Origin of the sequence: Pseudomonas sp. HN11, from assembly GCF_021390155.1 — a bacterium.
Lineage (GTDB): Bacteria > Pseudomonadota > Gammaproteobacteria > Pseudomonadales > Pseudomonadaceae > Aquipseudomonas.
Map to the genome: position 1 here is coordinate 5,993,075 of NZ_CP089985.1, position 17,902 is coordinate 6,010,976.

Annotated in this window: 16 protein-coding genes; 6 read left to right on the forward strand and 10 right to left on the reverse strand. The window is 59.7% G+C overall.

Features of this window, described 5'->3' with window-relative positions; genetic code table 11:
- Positions 1-3 precede the first annotated feature (3 nt).
- The 3 genes from LVW35_RS27605 to LVW35_RS27615 are packed head-to-tail and all read left to right on the forward strand — an operon-like array spanning position 4 to position 2,043.
- A complete protein-coding gene (locus LVW35_RS27605; RefSeq protein ID WP_233892871.1) occupies positions 4-672 on the forward strand; it encodes an amino acid ABC transporter permease in 669 nt (222 codons plus the stop codon).
- Positions 669-1,319 (forward strand): amino acid ABC transporter permease, encoded by a 651-nt coding sequence (locus tag LVW35_RS27610; protein ID WP_198729532.1) that lies wholly within the window; start codon positions 669-671, stop codon positions 1,317-1,319. The genes LVW35_RS27605 and LVW35_RS27610 overlap by 4 nt, the downstream gene beginning before the upstream one ends.
- Positions 1,306-2,043, forward strand: coding sequence for an amino acid ABC transporter ATP-binding protein (locus tag LVW35_RS27615; protein WP_233892872.1), 738 nt, complete (start codon positions 1,306-1,308; stop codon positions 2,041-2,043). The genes LVW35_RS27610 and LVW35_RS27615 overlap by 14 nt, the downstream gene beginning before the upstream one ends.
- Here the strand turns inward: LVW35_RS27615 and LVW35_RS27620 are convergent.
- From LVW35_RS27620 to LVW35_RS27635, 4 genes are all read right to left on the reverse strand, one after another.
- Positions 2,015-2,563, reverse strand: coding sequence for a hypothetical protein (locus LVW35_RS27620; protein ID WP_233892873.1), 549 nt, complete (start codon positions 2,561-2,563; stop codon positions 2,015-2,017). The genes LVW35_RS27615 and LVW35_RS27620 overlap by 29 nt on opposite strands.
- Positions 2,553-5,036, reverse strand: a complete 2,484-nt coding sequence (locus LVW35_RS27625) for a fimbria/pilus outer membrane usher protein (RefSeq protein ID WP_233892874.1) — start codon at positions 5,034-5,036, stop codon at positions 2,553-2,555. The genes LVW35_RS27620 and LVW35_RS27625 overlap by 11 nt, the downstream gene beginning before the upstream one ends.
- A gap of 7 nt (positions 5,037-5,043) precedes the next feature.
- Positions 5,044-5,757, reverse strand: coding sequence for a fimbria/pilus chaperone family protein (locus tag LVW35_RS27630; protein WP_442799569.1), 714 nt, complete (start codon positions 5,755-5,757; stop codon positions 5,044-5,046).
- Between the two features lie 100 nt (positions 5,758-5,857).
- Positions 5,858-6,520 carry a DUF1120 domain-containing protein gene (locus LVW35_RS27635; protein WP_233892875.1) on the reverse strand — a complete coding sequence of 221 codons (663 nt, stop codon included), beginning with the start codon at positions 6,518-6,520 and terminating at the stop codon, positions 5,858-5,860.
- Between the two features lie 482 nt (positions 6,521-7,002).
- Here LVW35_RS27635 and ppx point away from each other — a divergent pair, with 482 nt between their 5' ends.
- Positions 7,003-8,505, forward strand: coding sequence for an exopolyphosphatase (gene ppx, locus LVW35_RS27640; protein WP_233892876.1), 1,503 nt, complete (start codon positions 7,003-7,005; stop codon positions 8,503-8,505).
- Positions 8,506-8,643: 138 nt separating this feature from the next.
- On the opposite strand, the gene ppk1 is transcribed toward ppx, so the two are convergent.
- Together ppk1 and hemB are read right to left on the reverse strand one after the other, a co-directional pair.
- Complete coding sequence (gene ppk1, locus LVW35_RS27645; protein WP_233892877.1) at positions 8,644-10,866, reverse strand: polyphosphate kinase 1; 2,223 nt, start codon at positions 10,864-10,866, stop codon at positions 8,644-8,646.
- An 18-nt stretch (positions 10,867-10,884) separates the two neighbouring features.
- Entirely contained in the window at positions 10,885-11,898 is a 1,014-nt protein-coding gene (gene hemB / locus LVW35_RS27650; RefSeq protein ID WP_233892878.1) for a porphobilinogen synthase, read from the reverse strand.
- A 208-nt stretch (positions 11,899-12,106) separates the two neighbouring features.
- Here hemB and LVW35_RS27655 point away from each other — a divergent pair, with 208 nt between their 5' ends.
- Entirely contained in the window at positions 12,107-12,742 is a 636-nt protein-coding gene (locus tag LVW35_RS27655) for a DedA family protein (protein WP_233896559.1), read from the forward strand.
- On the opposite strand, the gene LVW35_RS27660 is transcribed toward LVW35_RS27655, so the two are convergent.
- A complete protein-coding gene (locus tag LVW35_RS27660; protein WP_233892879.1) occupies positions 12,723-13,958 on the reverse strand; it encodes a sterol desaturase family protein in 1,236 nt (411 codons plus the stop codon). The two genes, LVW35_RS27655 and LVW35_RS27660, sit on opposite strands and share 20 nt — an antisense overlap.
- A gap of 116 nt (positions 13,959-14,074) precedes the next feature.
- Between LVW35_RS27660 and elbB the strand changes: the two genes are divergently transcribed.
- Positions 14,075-14,740, forward strand: a complete 666-nt coding sequence (gene elbB / locus LVW35_RS27665; protein ID WP_233892880.1) for an isoprenoid biosynthesis glyoxalase ElbB — start codon at positions 14,075-14,077, stop codon at positions 14,738-14,740.
- Here the strand turns inward: elbB and LVW35_RS27670 are convergent.
- From LVW35_RS27670 to LVW35_RS27680, 3 genes are all read right to left on the reverse strand, one after another.
- A complete protein-coding gene (locus tag LVW35_RS27670) occupies positions 14,737-15,192 on the reverse strand; it encodes a YaiI/YqxD family protein (RefSeq protein WP_233892882.1) in 456 nt (151 codons plus the stop codon). The two genes, elbB and LVW35_RS27670, sit on opposite strands and share 4 nt — an antisense overlap.
- Position 15,193: 1 nt before the next feature.
- Positions 15,194-17,089, reverse strand: coding sequence for an FTR1 family protein (locus LVW35_RS27675; protein WP_233892883.1), 1,896 nt, complete (start codon positions 17,087-17,089; stop codon positions 15,194-15,196).
- A 141-nt stretch (positions 17,090-17,230) separates the two neighbouring features.
- Positions 17,231-17,863: a LysE family transporter gene (locus tag LVW35_RS27680; RefSeq protein WP_233892884.1), complete on the reverse strand. Its 633-nt coding sequence runs from the start codon at positions 17,861-17,863 to the stop codon at positions 17,231-17,233.
- Positions 17,864-17,902: the final 39 nt, after the last annotated feature.

Sequence of the window (17,902 nt, forward strand, 5' to 3'; positions counted from 1 at the left end):
CTCATGGCGTATCAATTTGACTTCGTGCCGGTGCTGGCCAATACCGACCTGCTGTTGCGCGGCGCGCTGTTCACCCTTGAGCTGACGGCCATTGGCGCCATTCTGGGCGTGGCGCTGGGCACCGTCGGCGCCGTGGTACGGGCGTGGAAGATCCAGCCGTTTGCGTGGATCTTCGGTGTGTATGTCGAGTTGATCCGCAACACGCCGTTCCTGGTGCAACTGTTCTTCATCTTCTTCGGCCTGCCGTCCCTTGGGCTGAAAATCACCGAATGGCAAGCCGCCGTGCTGGCAATGGTGATCAACCTGGGGGCGTACTCCACGGAAATCATCCGCGCCGGTATCCAGGCCATCCCACGCGGGCAGTTGGAGGCCGCAGCGGCGCTGGCGATGACGCGCGTTGAAGCCTTTCGCTACGTGGTGTTGCTGCCGGCGCTGGGCAAGGTGTGGCCGGCCCTGAGCAGCCAGATCATCATCGTGATGCTCGGCTCGGCAGTGTGTTCGCAAATCGCCACTGAAGAGCTGAGCTTTGCCGCTAACTTTATTCAGTCGCGCAATTTCCGTGCGTTCGAAACCTATGCCCTGACCACCCTGGTGTACCTGTGCATGGCGCTGATGATTCGCCAATTACTCAACTGGATCGGCCGCCGCTTCGTGATGAGGAACAGCCGATGAGTGATTTCTCGTTCTGGGACATCGTGCGCAACCTGGCGACGGGTCTGCAATGGACCTTGCTGCTGTCTTTGGTGGCCTTTGTCGGCGGCGGTGTGATCGGTTTGCTGGTGATGGCGATGCGCATCAGCCGCAAGGCCTTCCCGCGCAACCTAGCGCGCACCTATATCGAACTGTTCCAGGGCACGCCGCTGTTGATGCAGCTGTTCCTGGTGTTTTTCGGCATTGCCCTGCTGGGTGTGGATATATCGCCCTGGCTGGCGGCAGCGATTGCCCTGACGTTATTCACCAGTGCGTACCTCGCCGAAATCTGGCGCGGCTGCGTCGACTCCATCGCACACGGGCAATGGGAAGCCTCGGCCAGCCTGGCGCTTAACCCGCTTGAGCAACTGCGCTACGTGATCCTGCCCCAAGCCCTGCGAATTGCTGTCGCACCAACCGTCGGCTTCTCGGTTCAGGTGGTCAAAGGCACCGCCGTGACCTCAATCATCGGCTTCACCGAACTGACCAAGACCGGCGGCATGCTCGCCAACGCCACCTTCGAACCCTTCATGGTCTACGGCCTGGTGGCCCTTGGTTACTTTTTGCTCTGCTACCCCTTGTCCCTCAGTGCCCGCTACCTGGAAAGGAGACTGCATGCCTCTGCTTAGAATTTCCGCCCTGCATAAGTATTATGGCGATCACCATGTACTCAAGGGTATCGACCTGACCGTTGAAGAAGGCCAGGTGGTGGCGATTATCGGCCGCAGTGGCTCGGGCAAATCTACTTTGCTACGAACCCTCAATGGCCTGGAGTCGATCAACGACGGCGTGATCGAAGTCGATGGCGAATACCTCGACGCCGCCCGCGCCGACCTGCGCAGCCTGCGGCAGAAAGTCGGTATGGTGTTCCAGCAGTTCAACCTGTTCCCGCACCTGACCGTCGGCGAAAACGTCATGCTTGCGCCGCAGGTGGTGCAGAAAGTACCGAAGGCCAAGGCGGCGCAATTGGCCAGGCAAATGCTGGAGCGCGTCGGGCTGGGCGAAAAGTTCGACGCCTTCCCCGATCGCCTGTCCGGCGGCCAGCAACAACGCGTGGCGATTGCCCGCGCTCTGGCCATGTCGCCCAAGGTGCTGCTGTGCGACGAAATAACCTCGGCCCTCGACCCGGAGTTGGTCAATGAAGTGCTCAGCGTGGTGCGCCAACTGGCCAAGGACGGTATGACCCTGATCATGGTGACCCACGAAATGCGCTTTGCCCGGGAAGTCGGCGACAAGCTGGTATTCATGCACCAGGGCAAGGTGCATGAGGTAGGGCCACCCCAGGCACTGTTCGCCAACCCCAGAACGTCCGAACTCGCCAATTTCATCGGGTCGGTGGAGCAATCGGGCTGACCAGCTCGAAAGTACCCTGCCCCTCCAGTCGCGTTTCATTGCGCACCTGCAAGGCATCAGAGGGCAGGTCCGTTTCGACCTCAACCTGGGCCGTCAATCGATGGCCGGGCACCGGCATTCCAGTGGCGTGAGCCACCAGGATCTGGCCCGGCAAGAACTGCCCGCTGGCCGCTTCTCCAGGACGTTGGGCCACCTCCCACGCAACGGCGCGACCATCCACCAGGGCATGTTTGAGCCTGAGCTTGAAACGCCCCTGACGACCAAACCGAAAACCCTGCCCATCCGCTGCTGCAATGAATCGTAACGCCATTACCGAAGGCTCTGCGCACGTTACGCTCAACTGCATCGTACGAGTGCCGAGCGCCACAGAGGGGCTTTCGACAAAAGCCTCCCGGCGAATAACGCCATAGTCGATACGCGACTGGCTGACGGATAACCGGCAGTTTTGCGCCTGCACGCCTTGGGTTAGCCACATCGAGCAGAACAGCAGCAAGGCCGCGCCTTTCAGTTTACCGACCATGGCATACCGCCGAAGTAGTCTCATAGAACTTGTCATTGTCAGGTTGAGTCCGGGGGTCGAGCCTTAGGAGGCAGGTGGAAGAGTCCGGCAGTGAAACCCGCAGGTCTTGCGACTCATTGACGTCGTTCAAGAAAATCATGCCCTCGCCCACCACGCTGGTCAGGAAGCGATCCCCCTTACCAAACACCGAGGCGCCCTGAGGCAGCGGCCGGCCTTGTTGATCGCTGGCTGTGAGCAAGACACGGCGAACCTTCACCACATCGAACGCCACGGTATTGAAAGACCCTCGGCCAGCAGCAAGCACTTGGGTGCCGTTCTTCAAGTCAACGCGTTTGGGCAAGGATTGGGTCTGCACTTCGACGTGGCTGTTGGTGTAGGCGGGCAAGTTTGCAATCACGGCCTGGCCTGTAAAATCGGTCCATACCGGCCCTTGCGGGGTCTCGACTTTTGCAGCGCCAATATCGCCGACCGAAACGATGCCGAACGTATCCCCCACAGCGTAAGGCGAGAACGTAAGCCCTCCTTCGTGAGCCACCACGCCGCCTTGCAACTGCCCAGTGTACGTATTGCCCAACGAGTCGCGGCTGACGCCAAGGCCCACTCGCGTATAACGGGGCATCAGGTCCACCTGGCCACGTATCGATTGCTCTTGGGCGCTGAGGTCACGTTCAATGCCGACGTCATAATTCACATACTCATTGACCCGTTCACTGAGTGCTGCACCGGCGCGGGATCGGTCCCCCCGGCGACTGATATAGCTGCTCACACGACGATCGCCGCCCAAGGGAACGCTGACTTGCAACCGCAAAGACAGGTCGTCGTCCAGGGCTGAATCGCGTCGACTACCGGCAAGCGGCGTGTCACGGCGAATCCGATGACCGCCTACCTGCGAATCGGCAATCAGGGCGACATCAGCGTAGCGGAACGACTTGTTCCATGAGGCAAATACGTGTTCGGTCATTTGCCCGTCGAATTGGGCGCCACGGGTATAGCCCATGGAGAAGCCGCCCAGTGCGGGGTCGACCCAGCTCACACCCACCGTGTATTGGTTCTTGAAGCGCGAACCCAGCTCATCGACCTTGGCCGAACGGCCAGCCTCAAGTACCTCGCGATAACCCTGAGTCTGGGTCGTTGCACTGAGATTGACGTCGATGTTGGCAACCACCGGGCTGCTCACGGACACACTGCTGCGCGCCCCAGACACTGAGTTACGGCTATCGCGCGACAAATTGTGGCGTGCGCCCACGGAAACCCGCTGGAAAAACACGCTCCCCAAGGTGCCGCCTGCCGACCAATACTCATCGGTGCTCAACAAACCGAAACCTGCAGACGAGTTGCGTCCGAGACCCCAGGTGCCGCTGCCCATGGCAACCACAGGCGTCGGCCCATTCTCAACGGCGTTTTCCCGCACCTTGCCGAGGGAGAAGTAAAAACCCGGCGCTGCCGGAGCGCCCCCCGCGAACGAAGCGGCGGGCACCACGAAACTGCGCTTGGCACCTCGCACATCGATCACGCTGACGTCCAGGTCACTGGTGCCATTCAGCAAGGGCAAGCCCGTCAACCGAAAGGGGCCTTCCGGCACCAGTGTGCTGTGGATCAGCACTCCGGACTGGCGCACCTCAATCCGCGACTGGCTCTGGGCGAGGCCTTCCACCACGGCATTGTTGCTGCCTGCCGGCACGCGCGATTGACCATCGGGCGAAAACTGCACGCCCGACAGTGGTACGCCACCAAACAACGGATTGTTGCTGGAGAGCTGGCCCACTTGGAGCGTCGACTGCAACGCAGCGATATCGCGCTGTGCGTAGGCATACAGGTGCTCTGTGCGGGTGTCGCCATTGTCGGAGACATAGAACTGGCGGCTGCGCACAATCCAGTCACCCAGGTTGAAACCCGCCTCGGTATAAGCCGACATGAACCGACTGGGCCCGCTGTGTGAACGGCTGTTAAAACCCAGCACGTCATAGTTGAACACGGCCGCCGTCCCTCCCTGGGAAAAATGCCCCGTCGCCCATTGCGGTTCGCGAAACGATTGAGTTGGCACCACCAGCGCCACTTCATCAATACCGGGTCGCAGCCGCACCATCGTCGTTGGGAATGCCCCGAGGAAGTCATGGCAGGCCTGGTCCGCATTAGCACCTTCACGGATGTTTCCCCGAGGCTGTACCAACCCGGCTTTTTCCAATAATCCTTGGGTGAAACACAATTGCCCCTGCGCATCGAACTGCGCATCCACCAGCCCGAGCGGGTTCCCATTCACTCGCAGCCCCACCACATGGGTACCTTCGCGAAAACGCGACGCACTGCGAAAGTAGTCCGACACCTTAGGGTCAATGCCATACGTAGTGAGTGCTGCCAGGTCGAAACCTTCCCCCAACTCAAGCGCGGAGACGAGGCCCGGTAGCCCCCACAGGGTCGCAAACCCCATGAGCAGTGTTGGAACCGGAAGTCTGTTACTCGACAGGTTGGTCATGATCCGATCAACCCCCGTCGGCGCTGATCAAGGTTCGGTAGCTGTCCACCGAAAACCCATAAACCGTCGCTGGTTGGATCTCGACTTCAGTCAAGCCAACCAAAGCCCCCTCAACCTTTGCCGTCAGTACCTCCCCTGGCAATATGTAGGTGCGCGGCAATGTCGCCATGGCCCCTTGAGGCAGCAACTGGACATCTGCCGCCAGACGCACCACATAGGCACTGTCGTTATGAACGGTCAGGCGCTCGCCTGATCGTCTCCAGACCAACAATTCCCAAGGCGCATCGTGTCGAGGCAGGCCCTGGGGGTGCAGGATCAGCGGCAAATTCTGCCGAAGAGTGATACCGATCGTCGCCCCCCCTGCGGCGCGCGCCTGGGGAATACCTTCGAACGTCACGCGTTTCAAGCGCTGGGTTTGCAATGGCGTTTTTAAGGTGGCAATGAACCGCACCAATTGGGTTTCTCCCGCCTCCACCCGTGTAATGGGCGGCGTAACAATCAAGAGCGGTTCCACGTCCTCGGGGACGTTCTCGACGACCGAATGAAGCAGCGCCGGGGTCGCATCGGTATTCTTTATGTTGATCGTGGCCTCACCCTGTTCTTCATAAAGCACGATCACTGAAGTTTCCGGCAGCATGCCATCCGCGACTGCAAGATTGGCAAAACACAGACTCCAACCTGCACCCAACAACAAATTACTTATAACTGAAAAGCTACGCACTCAGCACTCCCACGAATTGAAGTAAGCCAATGGCAACCAAACGTATATAAAAACAGCCGACAAAGAATTGGCAGTTCTTAATCGACTGTATTTAAAACGCTTAGATGTAATTCAATTCAAGCGATGCGCGCCCATCCAGGGTGATATCACGGCTCAGGTCCAAATCATGCGCTTTATTGATAACTGCCCTCACTGCGATAGTGCCACTCAACTGAGAGACTGCGGCCGGAGTGAGCCCAGTGCCACTGCGCCATGAGTGTTGGGTAGGAAATTGAGCGGCTTTGCCATCACTGCTCTGCCAGGAGGATGTGCTGGCGCTGGCACGCATGATCGGGGACAGCGTTACGCCCGACGACTTGAGATCCCTGAGAGTAACCGTAAAACCGCCGGTCTTTCGGCCCGACACCGAACCCAAACCATAGTTATGCGCTTCGGTATAGCCTGCGCCAAGCGCATTGAGGATTCCCGGCACCTTGCTGGAGGCCTGCAGATCTTTAAAGGTCAGCCCGAACTTGGCCGCACCGCTGCTGCAATTGACGGACAGAGGAAGCGTTCTCTCTTGAAGAGGTGTAAACGCTCCCGGGAGCAACGTGCCCGAAGCAATATCGCCATAGTTCACAACCCCCGCCCCACTCATGGAAAGGCTACAGGCGGCAGGTTTGATCGTCCCCCTGACGGTCAGCTCGGCAACGGTGGTTGCATGAGCGCTGAAAGCTGCGGCCAAGCCAGCAATACCAAGAGTCAATCCAACAATTTTTTTCATATTCGACCTGTCACTGAAAGTTATCAGGTGTTCGTTATTTTAAGCTCGACTGCTCCGTCAGCCGGTAGGTGCTAATCCTTGAAATACATAACTATAAATAAATAACACCAAGGCAAAATTGCCGAATGACAGTCTGTCGCTTTGCCCCTTGCAAAAGAATCAGATAACACGCCAGTTATTGTGGGAGCCGTAAAAATAAAGAGTCACTATAACCAACCCATGAAGTAGTCCCGAACAAAAAAAACCATAGAACAATGACAGCCGGTACGTAGGGAAAATCCATAAACAGCCCAACTAAAATATTTCGTCAAATAGCCCTACACGACTAAGAACTTATTCAGCGAGAACTTTGCAGCTACCCCCTACACCTCTCACAACAACGCCTCACAGACGGCCAAAGGTCAATTACCCAAGCACAACGCGTTGGCTCCAGCGGTCGATCGTGGCACGATGGCAAGGTTATCGACCGAGACCCTCTAACCATGCCGCAATCCCAAGCCAAGAATCTGTCCTTGATCGCCGCCATCGACCTGGGCTCCAACAGCTTTCACATGGTCGTGGCCAAGGCCCAGAACGGTGAGATCCGCATCCTTGAGCGGCTCGGTGAGAAAGTACAACTGGCTGCCGGGATCGACGACGAGCGCAAGCTCAATGAAGAATCCATGCAGCGCGGGCTTGACTGCCTTAAGCGGTTTGCCCAGTTGATCAATGGCATGCCTCTGGGAGCCGTGCGAATTGTCGGCACCAACGCCCTGCGCGAAGCCCGCAACCGTGGCGAATTCATCCGCCGCGCCGAAGAGATCCTGGGGCACCCGGTAGAAGTCATCTCTGGCCGTGAAGAAGCCCGGCTGATCTATCTCGGCGTATCCCACACCCTGGCCGACACCCCCGGCAAACGCCTGGTGGCGGACATCGGCGGCGGCAGTACCGAATTCATCATCGGCCAACGCTTCGAACCGTTACTGCGCGAAAGCCTGCAGATGGGTTGCGTGAGTTTCACTCAACGTTATTTCAAAGATGGCAAGATCACTCCGGCACGTTATGCACAGGCCTACACAGCGGCACGACTGGAGATCATGAGCATTGAACACGCCTTGCACCGCCTGACGTGGGATGAAGCCATCGGCTCGTCCGGCACCATCCGCGCTATCGGCCTGGCGCTCAAAGCCGGTGGCCACGGCACCGGCGAGGTCAACGCCGAAGGCCTGGCGTGGCTCAAGCGCAAGCTGTTCAAGCTGGGCGACGCAGAAAAGATCGACTTCGATGGCATCAAGCCAGACCGCCGCGCCATCTTCCCGGCCGGCCTGGCGATTCTCGAAGCGATCTTCGATGCCCTCGAACTGCAACGCATGGACCACTGTGACGGCGCCCTGCGCGAAGGCGTGCTTTATGACCTGCTGGGTCGCCACCATCACGAAGACGTGCGTGAGCGCACGCTCACTTCGTTGATGGAGCGTTATCACGTCGACCTGGAACAAGCTGCCCGCGTGGAGCGCAAAGCCCTGCACGCCTTCGACCAGGTAGCCGACGACTGGGACCTGGAGAACGGCGTATGGCGCGAGCTGCTGGGCTGGGCCGCCAAGGTGCATGAAGTGGGCCTGGACATCGCCCACTACCATTACCACAAGCACGGCGCCTACCTGATCGAGCACTCGGACCTGGCCGGCTTCTCCCGCGAAGACCAGCAAATGCTCGCCCTGCTGGTCCGCGGCCATCGCCGTAACATCCCCAAGGACAAATTTGCCGAATTCGGTGACGAAGGCATCAAGCTGATCCGCCTGTGTGTGCTGCTGCGTTTTGCGATCCTGTTCCACCACATTCGCGGCACCCAGGAAATGCCCCAGGTGACCCTGCGCGCCAATGGCGACAGCCTGGATGTGATGTTCCCGAAAGGCTGGCTGGATGAAAACCAACTGACCCAGGCGGATTTTGCCCAGGAAGCCGAGTGGCTGACGCGGGTGGGGTTCAGCCTGAACTTGCGCTGACGCAATCCAAAAACACTGCAAAAACAAATGTGGGGGCGGGCGTGCTCGCGAATGCGGTGGATCAGTCAATGCATCCGGTGACTGATGCTTCGCATTCGCGGGCAAGCCCGCTCCCACATGGGTCCGCGTAAACCTGGATTAATTCACCGTAAGGATCGGGCTACCCAGCTTCTCCAACAATGTCGCCTGCGCACTGCGCGGGTTCTGGTTGCCGGTCGGCGTGTTGCGTACGTAGCGGCCATCCGACTGCAGGCTCCAGCTGTGAGTGTTGTCGGTGAGGTAGCTTTCCAGCTCCTTCTTGACCCGCATGATCAGCTTCTTGCCTTCCACCGGGAAGCACGTCTCGACACGCTTATCGAGGTTGCGCTCCATCCAGTCGGCACTGGAGAGGAACATCTGCTCTTCACCGCCATTGAGGAAGTAGAAGACCCGCGTGTGCTCCAGGAAGCGCCCGATGATCGAACGCACATGAATGTTGTGCGACACCCCGACAATGCCTGGACGCAGGCAGCACATGCCGCGCACCACCAGGTCGATACGCACGCCGGACTGGCTGGCCTTGTACAGCGCGCGGATGATCTTCGGATCGGTCAGCGAATTGAACTTGGCGATGATGTGCGCCGGTTTGCCATCGAGGGCGAACTGGGTCTCGCGGGCAATCATGTCAAGCATGCCCTTCTTGAGGGTGAACGGCGCGTGCAGCAGTTTCTTCATGCGCAAGGTCTTGCCCATGCCGATCAACTGGCTGAACAGTTTTCCGACATCTTCACACAGGGCATCGTCGGAGGTCAGCAGGCTGTAGTCGGTGTAGAGCTTGGCGTTGCCGGCGTGGTAGTTACCGGTGCCCAAGTGGGCGTAACGCACGATCTCACCGGCTTCGCGGCGCAGGATCAGCATCATCTTGGCGTGGGTCTTGAAGCCGACCACACCGTAGATCACCACCGCACCCGCCGCTTGCAGACGACTGGCCAGTTGCAGGTTGGATTCCTCGTCGAAGCGCGCACGCAGTTCGATCACTGCGGTGACTTCCTTGCCGTTACGTGCGGCGTCGACCAGGGCATCGACGATTTCCGAGTTGGCGCCGGAACGGTACAGCGTCTGGCGCACCGCCAACACATGCGGGTCCTTGGCGGCCTGGCGCAGCAGGTCGACCACCGGGGTGAAGGACTCGAAGGGGTGCAACAGCAGGATGTCCTGCTTGCTCACCACGCTGAAAATGTTTTCGCTGTTTTGCAGCAGTTTCGGGATCTGCGGGGTGAACGGCGTGTATTGCAACTCCGGATGGCTGTCCAGGCCGGTAATGCTGAACAGGCGCGTCAGGTTGACCGGGCCGTTGACCTGGTACAGCTCGGATTCGGCCAGGTTGAACTGCTTGAGCAGGTAGTCCGACAGGTGTTTCGGGCAGGTGTCCGCTACTTCAAGCCGCACCGCATCGCCGTAGCGCCGCGAGAACAACTCGCCACGCAGGGCACGGGCCAAGTCTTCGACGTCTTCGGAATCCAGCGCCAGGTCGGCGTTACGGGTCAGGCGGAATTGGTAGCAACCTTTAACCTTCATGCCCTGGAACAGGTCATCGGCGTGTGCGTGGATCATCGACGACAGGAATACATAGTTATCGCCAGCGCCCCCCACCTCTTCCGGTACTTTGATGATTCGTGGCAACAGGCGCGGAGCGGGGATGATCGCCAGGCCGGAATCGCGACCGAAGGCGTCGATACCTTCCAGCTCGACGATAAAGTTGAGGCTCTTGTTCACCAGCAACGGGAACGGGTGCGTCGGGTCGAGGCCGATAGGAGTGATGATCGGCGAAATCTCATCGCGGAAGTAACGGCGCACCCAGGTCTTGATCTTGGTGGTCCAGTGACGGCGACGGATGAAGCGGACCTGATGTTTCTCCAGTTCCGGCAGCAAGATGTCGTTGAGGATCGCGTATTGGCGGTCCACATGGCCGTGCACCAGCTCGCTGATGCGTGCCAGGGCCTGGTGCGGCTGCAGGCCGTCGGCGCCGGCTTGTTCGCGGGCGAAGGTGATTTGTTTCTTGAGGCCGGCGACGCGGATCTCGAAGAACTCGTCCAGGTTGCTGGAGAAGATCAGCAGGAATTTGAGCCGTTCCAACAGCGGGTAGGACTCATCCAGCGCCTGCTCCAGCACGCGGATGTTGAATTGCAGTTGTGACAGCTCGCGGTGGATGTACAAGCTGCTGTCATCCAGGTTGGTCACGGCGGCCACCGGGGCCTGCACGGGCGATTCGACCACCAAGGCAGGTGCGGCGGGTTCGTGCTCCGGCGGAGTCTCGGCGACTTGTTCAACCACCGGGTGAGCGTCTTTTACGGCAACTTCTGTGAGTCCTTCGGTATTCATCGAATGTTCCTGTGAGGGCTATTGTTGCTCTCTAAGCAATTGGGCGGCGCGGGCGGCGAAGTAGGTCAGGATGCCATCAGCCCCGGCGCGTTTAAAGGCTGTGAGGGATTCTAGGATCACCCCTTCACTCAGCCATCCATTCTGTATTGCAGCCATGTGCATCGCGTACTCGCCGCTGACCTGATAGACAAACGTCGGCACTTTGAATTCTTCTTTGACCCGGTAAAGGATGTCCAGGTACGGCATCCCAGGCTTGACCATCACCATGTCAGCGCCCTCGGCCAGGTCGGCCGCCACTTCATGCAGGGCTTCATGGCTGTTGGCCGGGTCCATCTGGTACGAAGCCTTGTTGGCCTTGCCCAGGTTGAGCGCCGAGCCCACCGCATCGCGGAACGGGCCGTAATAGGCACTGGCGTACTTGGCCGAATAGGCCATGATCCGCACATTGACGTGGCCCGCCAGCTCCAGGGCTTCGCGGATCGCCTGGATGCGGCCGTCCATCATGTCCGACGGTGCAACCACCTGGGCGCCGGCGGCGGCGTGGGACAAAGCTTGCTTGACCAGTGCGTCGACGGTGATGTCGTTCTGAACATAGCCGTCTTCGTCCAGGATGCCATCCTGACCGTGGGTGGTGAACGGGTCCAGCGCCACGTCGGTGATCACCCCCAGCTCCGGGAAACGCTCGCGCAGGGCGCGGGTGGCGCGCTGGGCGATCCCTTGCGGGTTCCAGGCTTCGGCAGCATCCAGGGACTTGAGTTCAGACGGCGTAACCGGAAACAGCGCCAAGGCCGGTATTCCCAGCTCGACCCATGCCGCGGCTTCTTCAAGCAGCAGATCAATGGTCAAACGCTCCACACCGGGCATCGAAGCCACCGCTTCCCGACGATTTTCCCCGTCCAGGACAAAGACCGGCAGGATCAGATCGTTGGTCGTTAAGACGTTTTCACGCACCAGGCGGCGAGAGAAATCATCACGACGATTGCGACGCAGACGGGTGGCGGGGAACAAGCGATTGGCAGGGATAAAGCTCACGACAGACTCCTGAGCCCGGGTTCACGGGCGAGCGTTGCAGTTATAAGCGGCCATTATGACGAAGGTATGACAGTTGTGCTTAAGGATGCGACCTGTAGCCGCATTCGTCATTTATGTAGGAATTGTTCACTTCGTGACACATCTCGATACTTTCATGAATCTTCGTGAAGGCGTAGGCTGCGCGTTCATTTCGCCAGCACCCCAGACCATGCTTCAACAATTTCTGCATGACTTCGGCTACTTTGCGCTCTTCCTGGGCACCTTCTTTGAAGGCGAGACCATTCTGGTTCTCGCAGGCTTCCTGGCGTTCCGTGGCTACATGGATATCAACCTGGTGGTGGTCGTTGCCTTTTTCGGCAGCTACGCCGGCGATCAGCTTTGGTATTACATGGGCCGCAAGCACGGCCGCAAGCTGCTGGCCCGCAAGCCGCGCTGGCAATTGATGGGTGACAAGGCCCTGGAGCATATCCGCAAGCACCCGGATATCTGGGTGTTGAGCTTCCGCTTCGTCTACGGATTGCGCACGGTCATGCCGGTGGCGATAGGTTTGTCCGGCTACCCGCCATTGCGCTACCTGATCCTCAACGGTATTGGTGCCGCGATCTGGGCTTTGGCGTTGGGCGCTGCGGCCTATCACTTCGGCGCAGTGCTGGAGGGCATGTTGGGTAGCATCAAGAAATACGAGTTGTGGGTATTGGGCGCGTTGCTGATACTGGGCTTCGGCCTGTGGCTGCGCCGCCGCTTCAAGAATGCGCGCATCGCCCGCGAGGCCTGTGCCGAGGCCAAGGCCCGGCTCGCAGCCGAGCAGGTCCCGGTCGAAGCGCCTAAGACACCAGTCGACTAAAGCGGCTTCTGCAGCAGTAGAGCCCGATCACGCTGAGCAGGCTGTAGCTCAGCAGGCCCAGCCAGCCCAGACTGCTGGCGGGCCATAGCCCGACCAGCGGCGCCAGCCAGACCAGCGGTATATTCAACACCAGCCGCAAAAGTTCGACCTTCAACGCCCACTGGCGATTCTCCAAAGCCACACCCAAGGTAAACAACCCCAGCGCCATGGCACTCCCGCCCAGGATCAGCGCCGCCACGGCCAATCCTTCGCCGACATTCATCAAATAGCTGCCAAAACCCACATACGCCGCAAATTGAAGGGCGATATAGACCTGTTGGCGTACATCCAGCGGCACTTCGAGTTTACGGAACTGGGTCAGGTCATGCTTGGCCAACGGGTACTTGGCCTTTACGTCTGCGGGGCGCCAACCGGTGCGCATGAACCAGATGCGCAGCTTGTCCCACCAGCGCTCGGTTCGCCGCGCATCACGCCACAACTGCGCATAAAACTGCAGGTTGGCCCACAGCGGATTCCAGCTGGCCAAGGGTGTAGTCACGCCGAAAATCACCGGTTCGTTGTCGTCTTCCTCTTGGAAGGTGCCGAACAGCCGGTCCCAAATAATGAACACCCCGCCGTAATTGCGATCCATGTAGAGAGCGTTCTGTGCATGGTGGGCCCGATGATTGGATGGCGTGACGAAAAACCATTCATACCAGCCGAGCTTCGGCACGTGCCGGGTATGCACCCAGAATTGATAGAGCAGGTTAAGCGATGCAACGCTGATAAACACCACCAATGGCACGCCAAGTACGGCCAAGGGCAGGTAGAAAATCCAGCTCAACAGAAAACCGGTGCTGGTCTGGCGCAGAGCGGTGCTGAGGTTGTAGTCCTCGCTCTGGTGGTGCACCGAATGCGCGGCCCACAAGATGTTGCGTTCGTGGCCCATGCGGTGCAGCCAGTAGTAGCAGAAGTCGTAGAACACAAAGGCGAACACCCAGGTCCAGACGCTCTGCGCGGGCAGTTCAATCAATGCAAGATGTTTAAGGGCGAACGCGTAGGTCAACAGCCCCACGCCTTTGGTGAGCAGCCCCGTGGTGGTGGACAACACACCGGTGCTGAGGCTGTTGATGGCGTCCGCCACCCGGTAGTTACGCACGCCGCGCCAGCGGTCGGCAATCAGCTCCACCACGATCAAGGCAATGAAAAACGGTACCGCGTAAGGCACGAAATCCATGGTCTGGTCCGGTCTATTTTTGTTACATCAAGATTAGGTGCAGCAGCGCGAGATCCCATTGGCAACAGATGACAAATTAGTAGACATTTAACGCCAAGACCCCAGGAGAAATGCCCATGAGCAAAAAGATTGCAGTGATCCTTTCCGGCTGCGGCATGTACGACGGCGCGGAGATCCACGAAAGCGTGATCACCTTGCTGCGCCTGGACCAGCGCGGCGCTCAGGTCCAATGTTTTGCCCCGAACATCGCGCAGCTGCATGTGATCAACCACCTCACCGGCGAAGAGATGCCCGAGTCGCGCAATGTGCTGGTGGAATCGGCCCGCATTGCCCGCGGTGATGTCAAAGACATCCGCGAAGCCAACGCCGAAGACTTCGACGCGCTGATCGTGCCCGGCGGGTTTGGCGCGGCGAAAAACCTGTCGAACTTTGCCGTGGAAGGCGCCGGCTGCAGCGTCCACCCACAGGTGCTGGAATTGGCCGAGGCCTTTGCTGAAGCGGGCAAGCCTGTGGGGTTGATCTGCATCTCGCCGGCCTTGGCGGCGAAGATTTACGGCCCGGGCGTGACCTGCACCATCGGCAACTGTGCCGACACTGCCGCCGCATTGGACAAGATGGGCGCCACGCACCAGGAGTGCTCGGTGGAGGATATCGTTGAAGACAAGGCGCGCAAGCTGGTGACCACACCGGCCTATATGCTGGGCAAGAACATCAGCGAGGTCGCTTCGGGGATCAACAAGCTGGTGGACCGGGTGCTGGAGTTGACCCACGAAAACGATTAACCGGCTCGCATCAACCGCGTGAGGATGCGGTCCAGGGCATTGGCAAACGCCTGCTTGTCCTTCTCGCCATGAGGCGGTGGACCACCGCCCATCTGGCCTTGCTCACGCAGATCAGTGAACAGGTTACGCACCGCCAGGCGTTCGCTCATGTTCGCCGGGCTGAATTCCTTGCCCCGTGGGTCGAGGGCCGTGACGCCCTTTTTCACCAGGCGATCGGCTAACGGCACGTCGCTGCAGATCACCAACTCGCCAGGCACCGCATGCTCTACGAGGTAGTCATCCGCGGCATCCGGACCGCTGGGCACCACGATCAGCTTCACACAGGAAAAGCTCGGTTTGAGCTGGCTCTGTCCGGCCACCAGCACGACCTCAAACTGACGCTTGAGGGCGAACTTCACCACCTGATCCTTGGCTGCCCGAGGGCAGGCATCGGCATCGATCCACACTCGCATGTCAGGCCGCCACTCGGTGCTTCTCAGCCAGGCGGCTGCGGCCATAGAGCACAACAATCGCCAGGATCGCCACGGCCTGCGCACTCAGCGAGTAGGCATCAGCGTGGATGCCCAGCCAGTCGAAGTCAAAGAACGCCACCGGCCGCGTACCGAAGATGCCGGCTTCCTGCAACGCCTTTACGCCATGCCCGGCGAACACCACCGACAGCGCACACAACAACGCTGCGTTGATCCCGAAAAACAGCGCCAGCGGCAACTTCGCCGAGCCACGCAGGATCACCCACGCCAAGCCCACTAACAGCACCATCGCCGTCGCACCACCCGCCAGCACGGCGTTGTGCCCGGCCGGGCCGGCTTGCAGCCACAGGGTTTCGTAGAACAGGATCACTTCGAACAGCTCGCGGTACACCGAGAAGAACGCCAGCATCGCAAAGCCAAAACGCCCGCCCCCGCCCACCAGGCTGCTTTTGATGTAGTCCTGCCAGGCGGCGGCGTGGCGGCGATCATGCATCCACACGCCGAGCCACAGCACCATCACGCTGGCGAACAGCGCCGTGCAACCTTCAAGTAACTCGCGCTGGGCGCCGCTCACGTCAATCACATACGCGGCCAGCGCCCAGGTGGCCAAACCCGCCAACAGCGCCAGGCCCCAACCCACGTTGACGCTACGCACCGCCGACTGCTGGCCGGTGTTGCGCAGGAACGCAAGGATGGCGGCCAGTACCAAGATGGCTTCCAGGCCTTCGCGCAGCAGGATCAGCAGGCCAGAGATGTAGCTCAGCGACCAACTCAGGCCATCACCGCCCAGCAAGCCGGCGGACTCGGTGAGCTTGCCTTTGGCAACGTCCAGGCGCTGCTGCACTTGCTCGACCGGCAAGCCGTCCTGCAACGACTGCCGGTAGGCCATCAACGCCTTCTCGGTGTCCTTGCGCACATTGGCGTCGACGTTATCCAGCGAGCTTTCCACCAACTCAAAGCCCTCCAGGTACGCGGCTACCGAAAGGTCGTAGGCCTGTTCGTGATCGCCGTTGCGGAACGCGGCCAGGCTCTTGTCCAGGGTGGTGGCGGTGTAGTCGAGCAACTGCGCCGGCCCACGCTTGACCTGCGGCGGCTGCGCACGCTGGGCACGGAAGGTTGCGGCCGCCGCCGGGCCATTGGCGGCGAACACCTCATTGGGGGTCTGGCGGGCCAGGTCTGCAAGGTTGAACGGTTGCTCGCTTTTTGCAGCAGCAGGGTCGACGGTGAAACTGGCGATGTAAGTGGCCAGGTCCCAGCGCTGACGATCATCCAGTTGATCGGCGAAAGAAGGCATGTCGGTGCCTTCGACACCCAGGCCGAGCGTGTTGTAGATCGCATAGAGGCTCAGACGGTCCAAACGCACCGCGTCACGCAGATTGGCCGGTGGTGGTGTCATGCCTACGCTGGCCGGGCCATCCCCCGCGCCTGTGGTGCCGTGGCACACCGAGCAATGCTGGGCATAGAGCGGCGCGCCACGCGTGGGATCAGGGGTGATCGCCGGAGCTTGGCTGACCTCATAGGCCACTGCCAGCTGGGCACCTAACTGCCGGGCTTGACGCGCGACTGTCGCGCCGTCCTGATGGGCGGTTACCGCCGCGAGCAGTTCATCGACACCTTTGACTAACGTCGCACGCTCCGGGCGCTGCGGCAGTTCTGCCACCAGGCCCTGCAGTACACCGAGAAATTCCAGCTGTTCGCGGTATTCAGATTCATCGATGACCTTGCCCGCCTCCACCGTCGGAGGGTAGTCGGCGCCAATATAATCCAGCAAATGCAGGGCTTGTGGGGCGCCCTCGGCCGTCGCGGCCAACAGATTGAAGCTGCACGACATCAACGCCGGCAGTATCAGCCAGGCGAGAAAGCGGTAAGGGGCGGTCATGAATGAATCTCAGATGGAAATACGAAGTAACACTATTGTTCAGCTTAAAAGGCTAGGACTCAAGGTGTTATTCAATATCGTCATAGAACCCATGTGGGAGTCGTCGCACCGCCCTCCCACACCCTGATCCGGTTTCTTCACTTACGCCGTAGCGCGATGCAGGCTGGCCAGGAAACCTGCGGCACCAACAAATAAGCCTGCAAAAGTGCGGTTTACGCGTTTTTGCTGTTGTGGCGTACGCAACAGGCGCAACACCTTCGAGGCAAGCCCCGTATACCCCGCCATCACGACCATATCGACGCAGATCATCGTCGCACCGAGGATCAGGTACTGGATCAGCAGCGGCGCCTGCGGGTTCACGAACTGCGGCAGCACCGCCAGCATGAACACCAAGGCTTTGGGGTTGCTGGCATTGACCAGAAAGCCGCGGAACATCATCGCCATCGGCTTGCCGATCGGGCGCACGGCCGCTTCATCGGTCATGTCCATGGGCAATGCGCGCCATTGCTTGATGGCCAAGTAGACCAGGTACGCCACGCCAAACCATTTGATCGCATAGAACGCGGTGGACGATGTCGCCAGGATTGCACCCAGGCCGCAAGCGACGACAGCAATCTGCATCGCAAGGCCCAGCTGCAGGCCAATGGCGTTCCAGTAACCTCGTAGGAAACCGTATTGCAGGCCGCTGGACATCGAGGCGATGGCGCCGGCGCCAGGGGAAAGGGAGATGATCCAACTGGCCAGGAAAAAGGCCAGCCACGTATCGAGTGCCATTACACACCTCAGGAGGGAGTTTGCGTTGTACCTTAAGCT

Bases quoted from the DNA above. Each gene is read 5' to 3' on its own strand.
- LVW35_RS27670 (WP_233892882.1), bottom strand. From the start codon at position 15,192: ATGCGAGTGTGGATCGATGCCGATGCCTGCCCTCGGGCAGCCAAGGAT.
- LVW35_RS27605 (WP_233892871.1), top strand. From the start codon at position 4: ATGGCGTATCAATTTGACTTCGTGCCGGTGCTGGCCAATACCGACCTG.
- ppx (WP_233892876.1), top strand. From the start codon at position 7,003: ATGCCGCAATCCCAAGCCAAGAATCTGTCCTTGATCGCCGCCATCGAC.
- LVW35_RS27615 (WP_233892872.1), top strand. From the start codon at position 1,306: ATGCCTCTGCTTAGAATTTCCGCCCTGCATAAGTATTATGGCGATCAC.
- LVW35_RS27675 (WP_233892883.1), bottom strand. From the start codon at position 17,089: ATGACCGCCCCTTACCGCTTTCTCGCCTGGCTGATACTGCCGGCGTTG.
- LVW35_RS27680 (WP_233892884.1), bottom strand. From the start codon at position 17,863: ATGGCACTCGATACGTGGCTGGCCTTTTTCCTGGCCAGTTGGATCATC.
- LVW35_RS27610 (WP_198729532.1), top strand. From the start codon at position 669: ATGAGTGATTTCTCGTTCTGGGACATCGTGCGCAACCTGGCGACGGGT.
- LVW35_RS27635 (WP_233892875.1), bottom strand. From the start codon at position 6,520: ATGAAAAAAATTGTTGGATTGACTCTTGGTATTGCTGGCTTGGCCGCA.
- LVW35_RS27625 (WP_233892874.1), bottom strand. From the start codon at position 5,036: ATGACCAACCTGTCGAGTAACAGACTTCCGGTTCCAACACTGCTCATG.
- LVW35_RS27660 (WP_233892879.1), bottom strand. From the start codon at position 13,958: ATGGATTTCGTGCCTTACGCGGTACCGTTTTTCATTGCCTTGATCGTG.
- LVW35_RS27655 (WP_233896559.1), top strand. From the start codon at position 12,107: ATGCTTCAACAATTTCTGCATGACTTCGGCTACTTTGCGCTCTTCCTG.
- LVW35_RS27620 (WP_233892873.1), bottom strand. From the start codon at position 2,563: ATGGTCGGTAAACTGAAAGGCGCGGCCTTGCTGCTGTTCTGCTCGATG.
- ppk1 (WP_233892877.1), bottom strand. From the start codon at position 10,866: ATGAATACCGAAGGACTCACAGAAGTTGCCGTAAAAGACGCTCACCCG.
- elbB (WP_233892880.1), top strand. From the start codon at position 14,075: ATGAGCAAAAAGATTGCAGTGATCCTTTCCGGCTGCGGCATGTACGAC.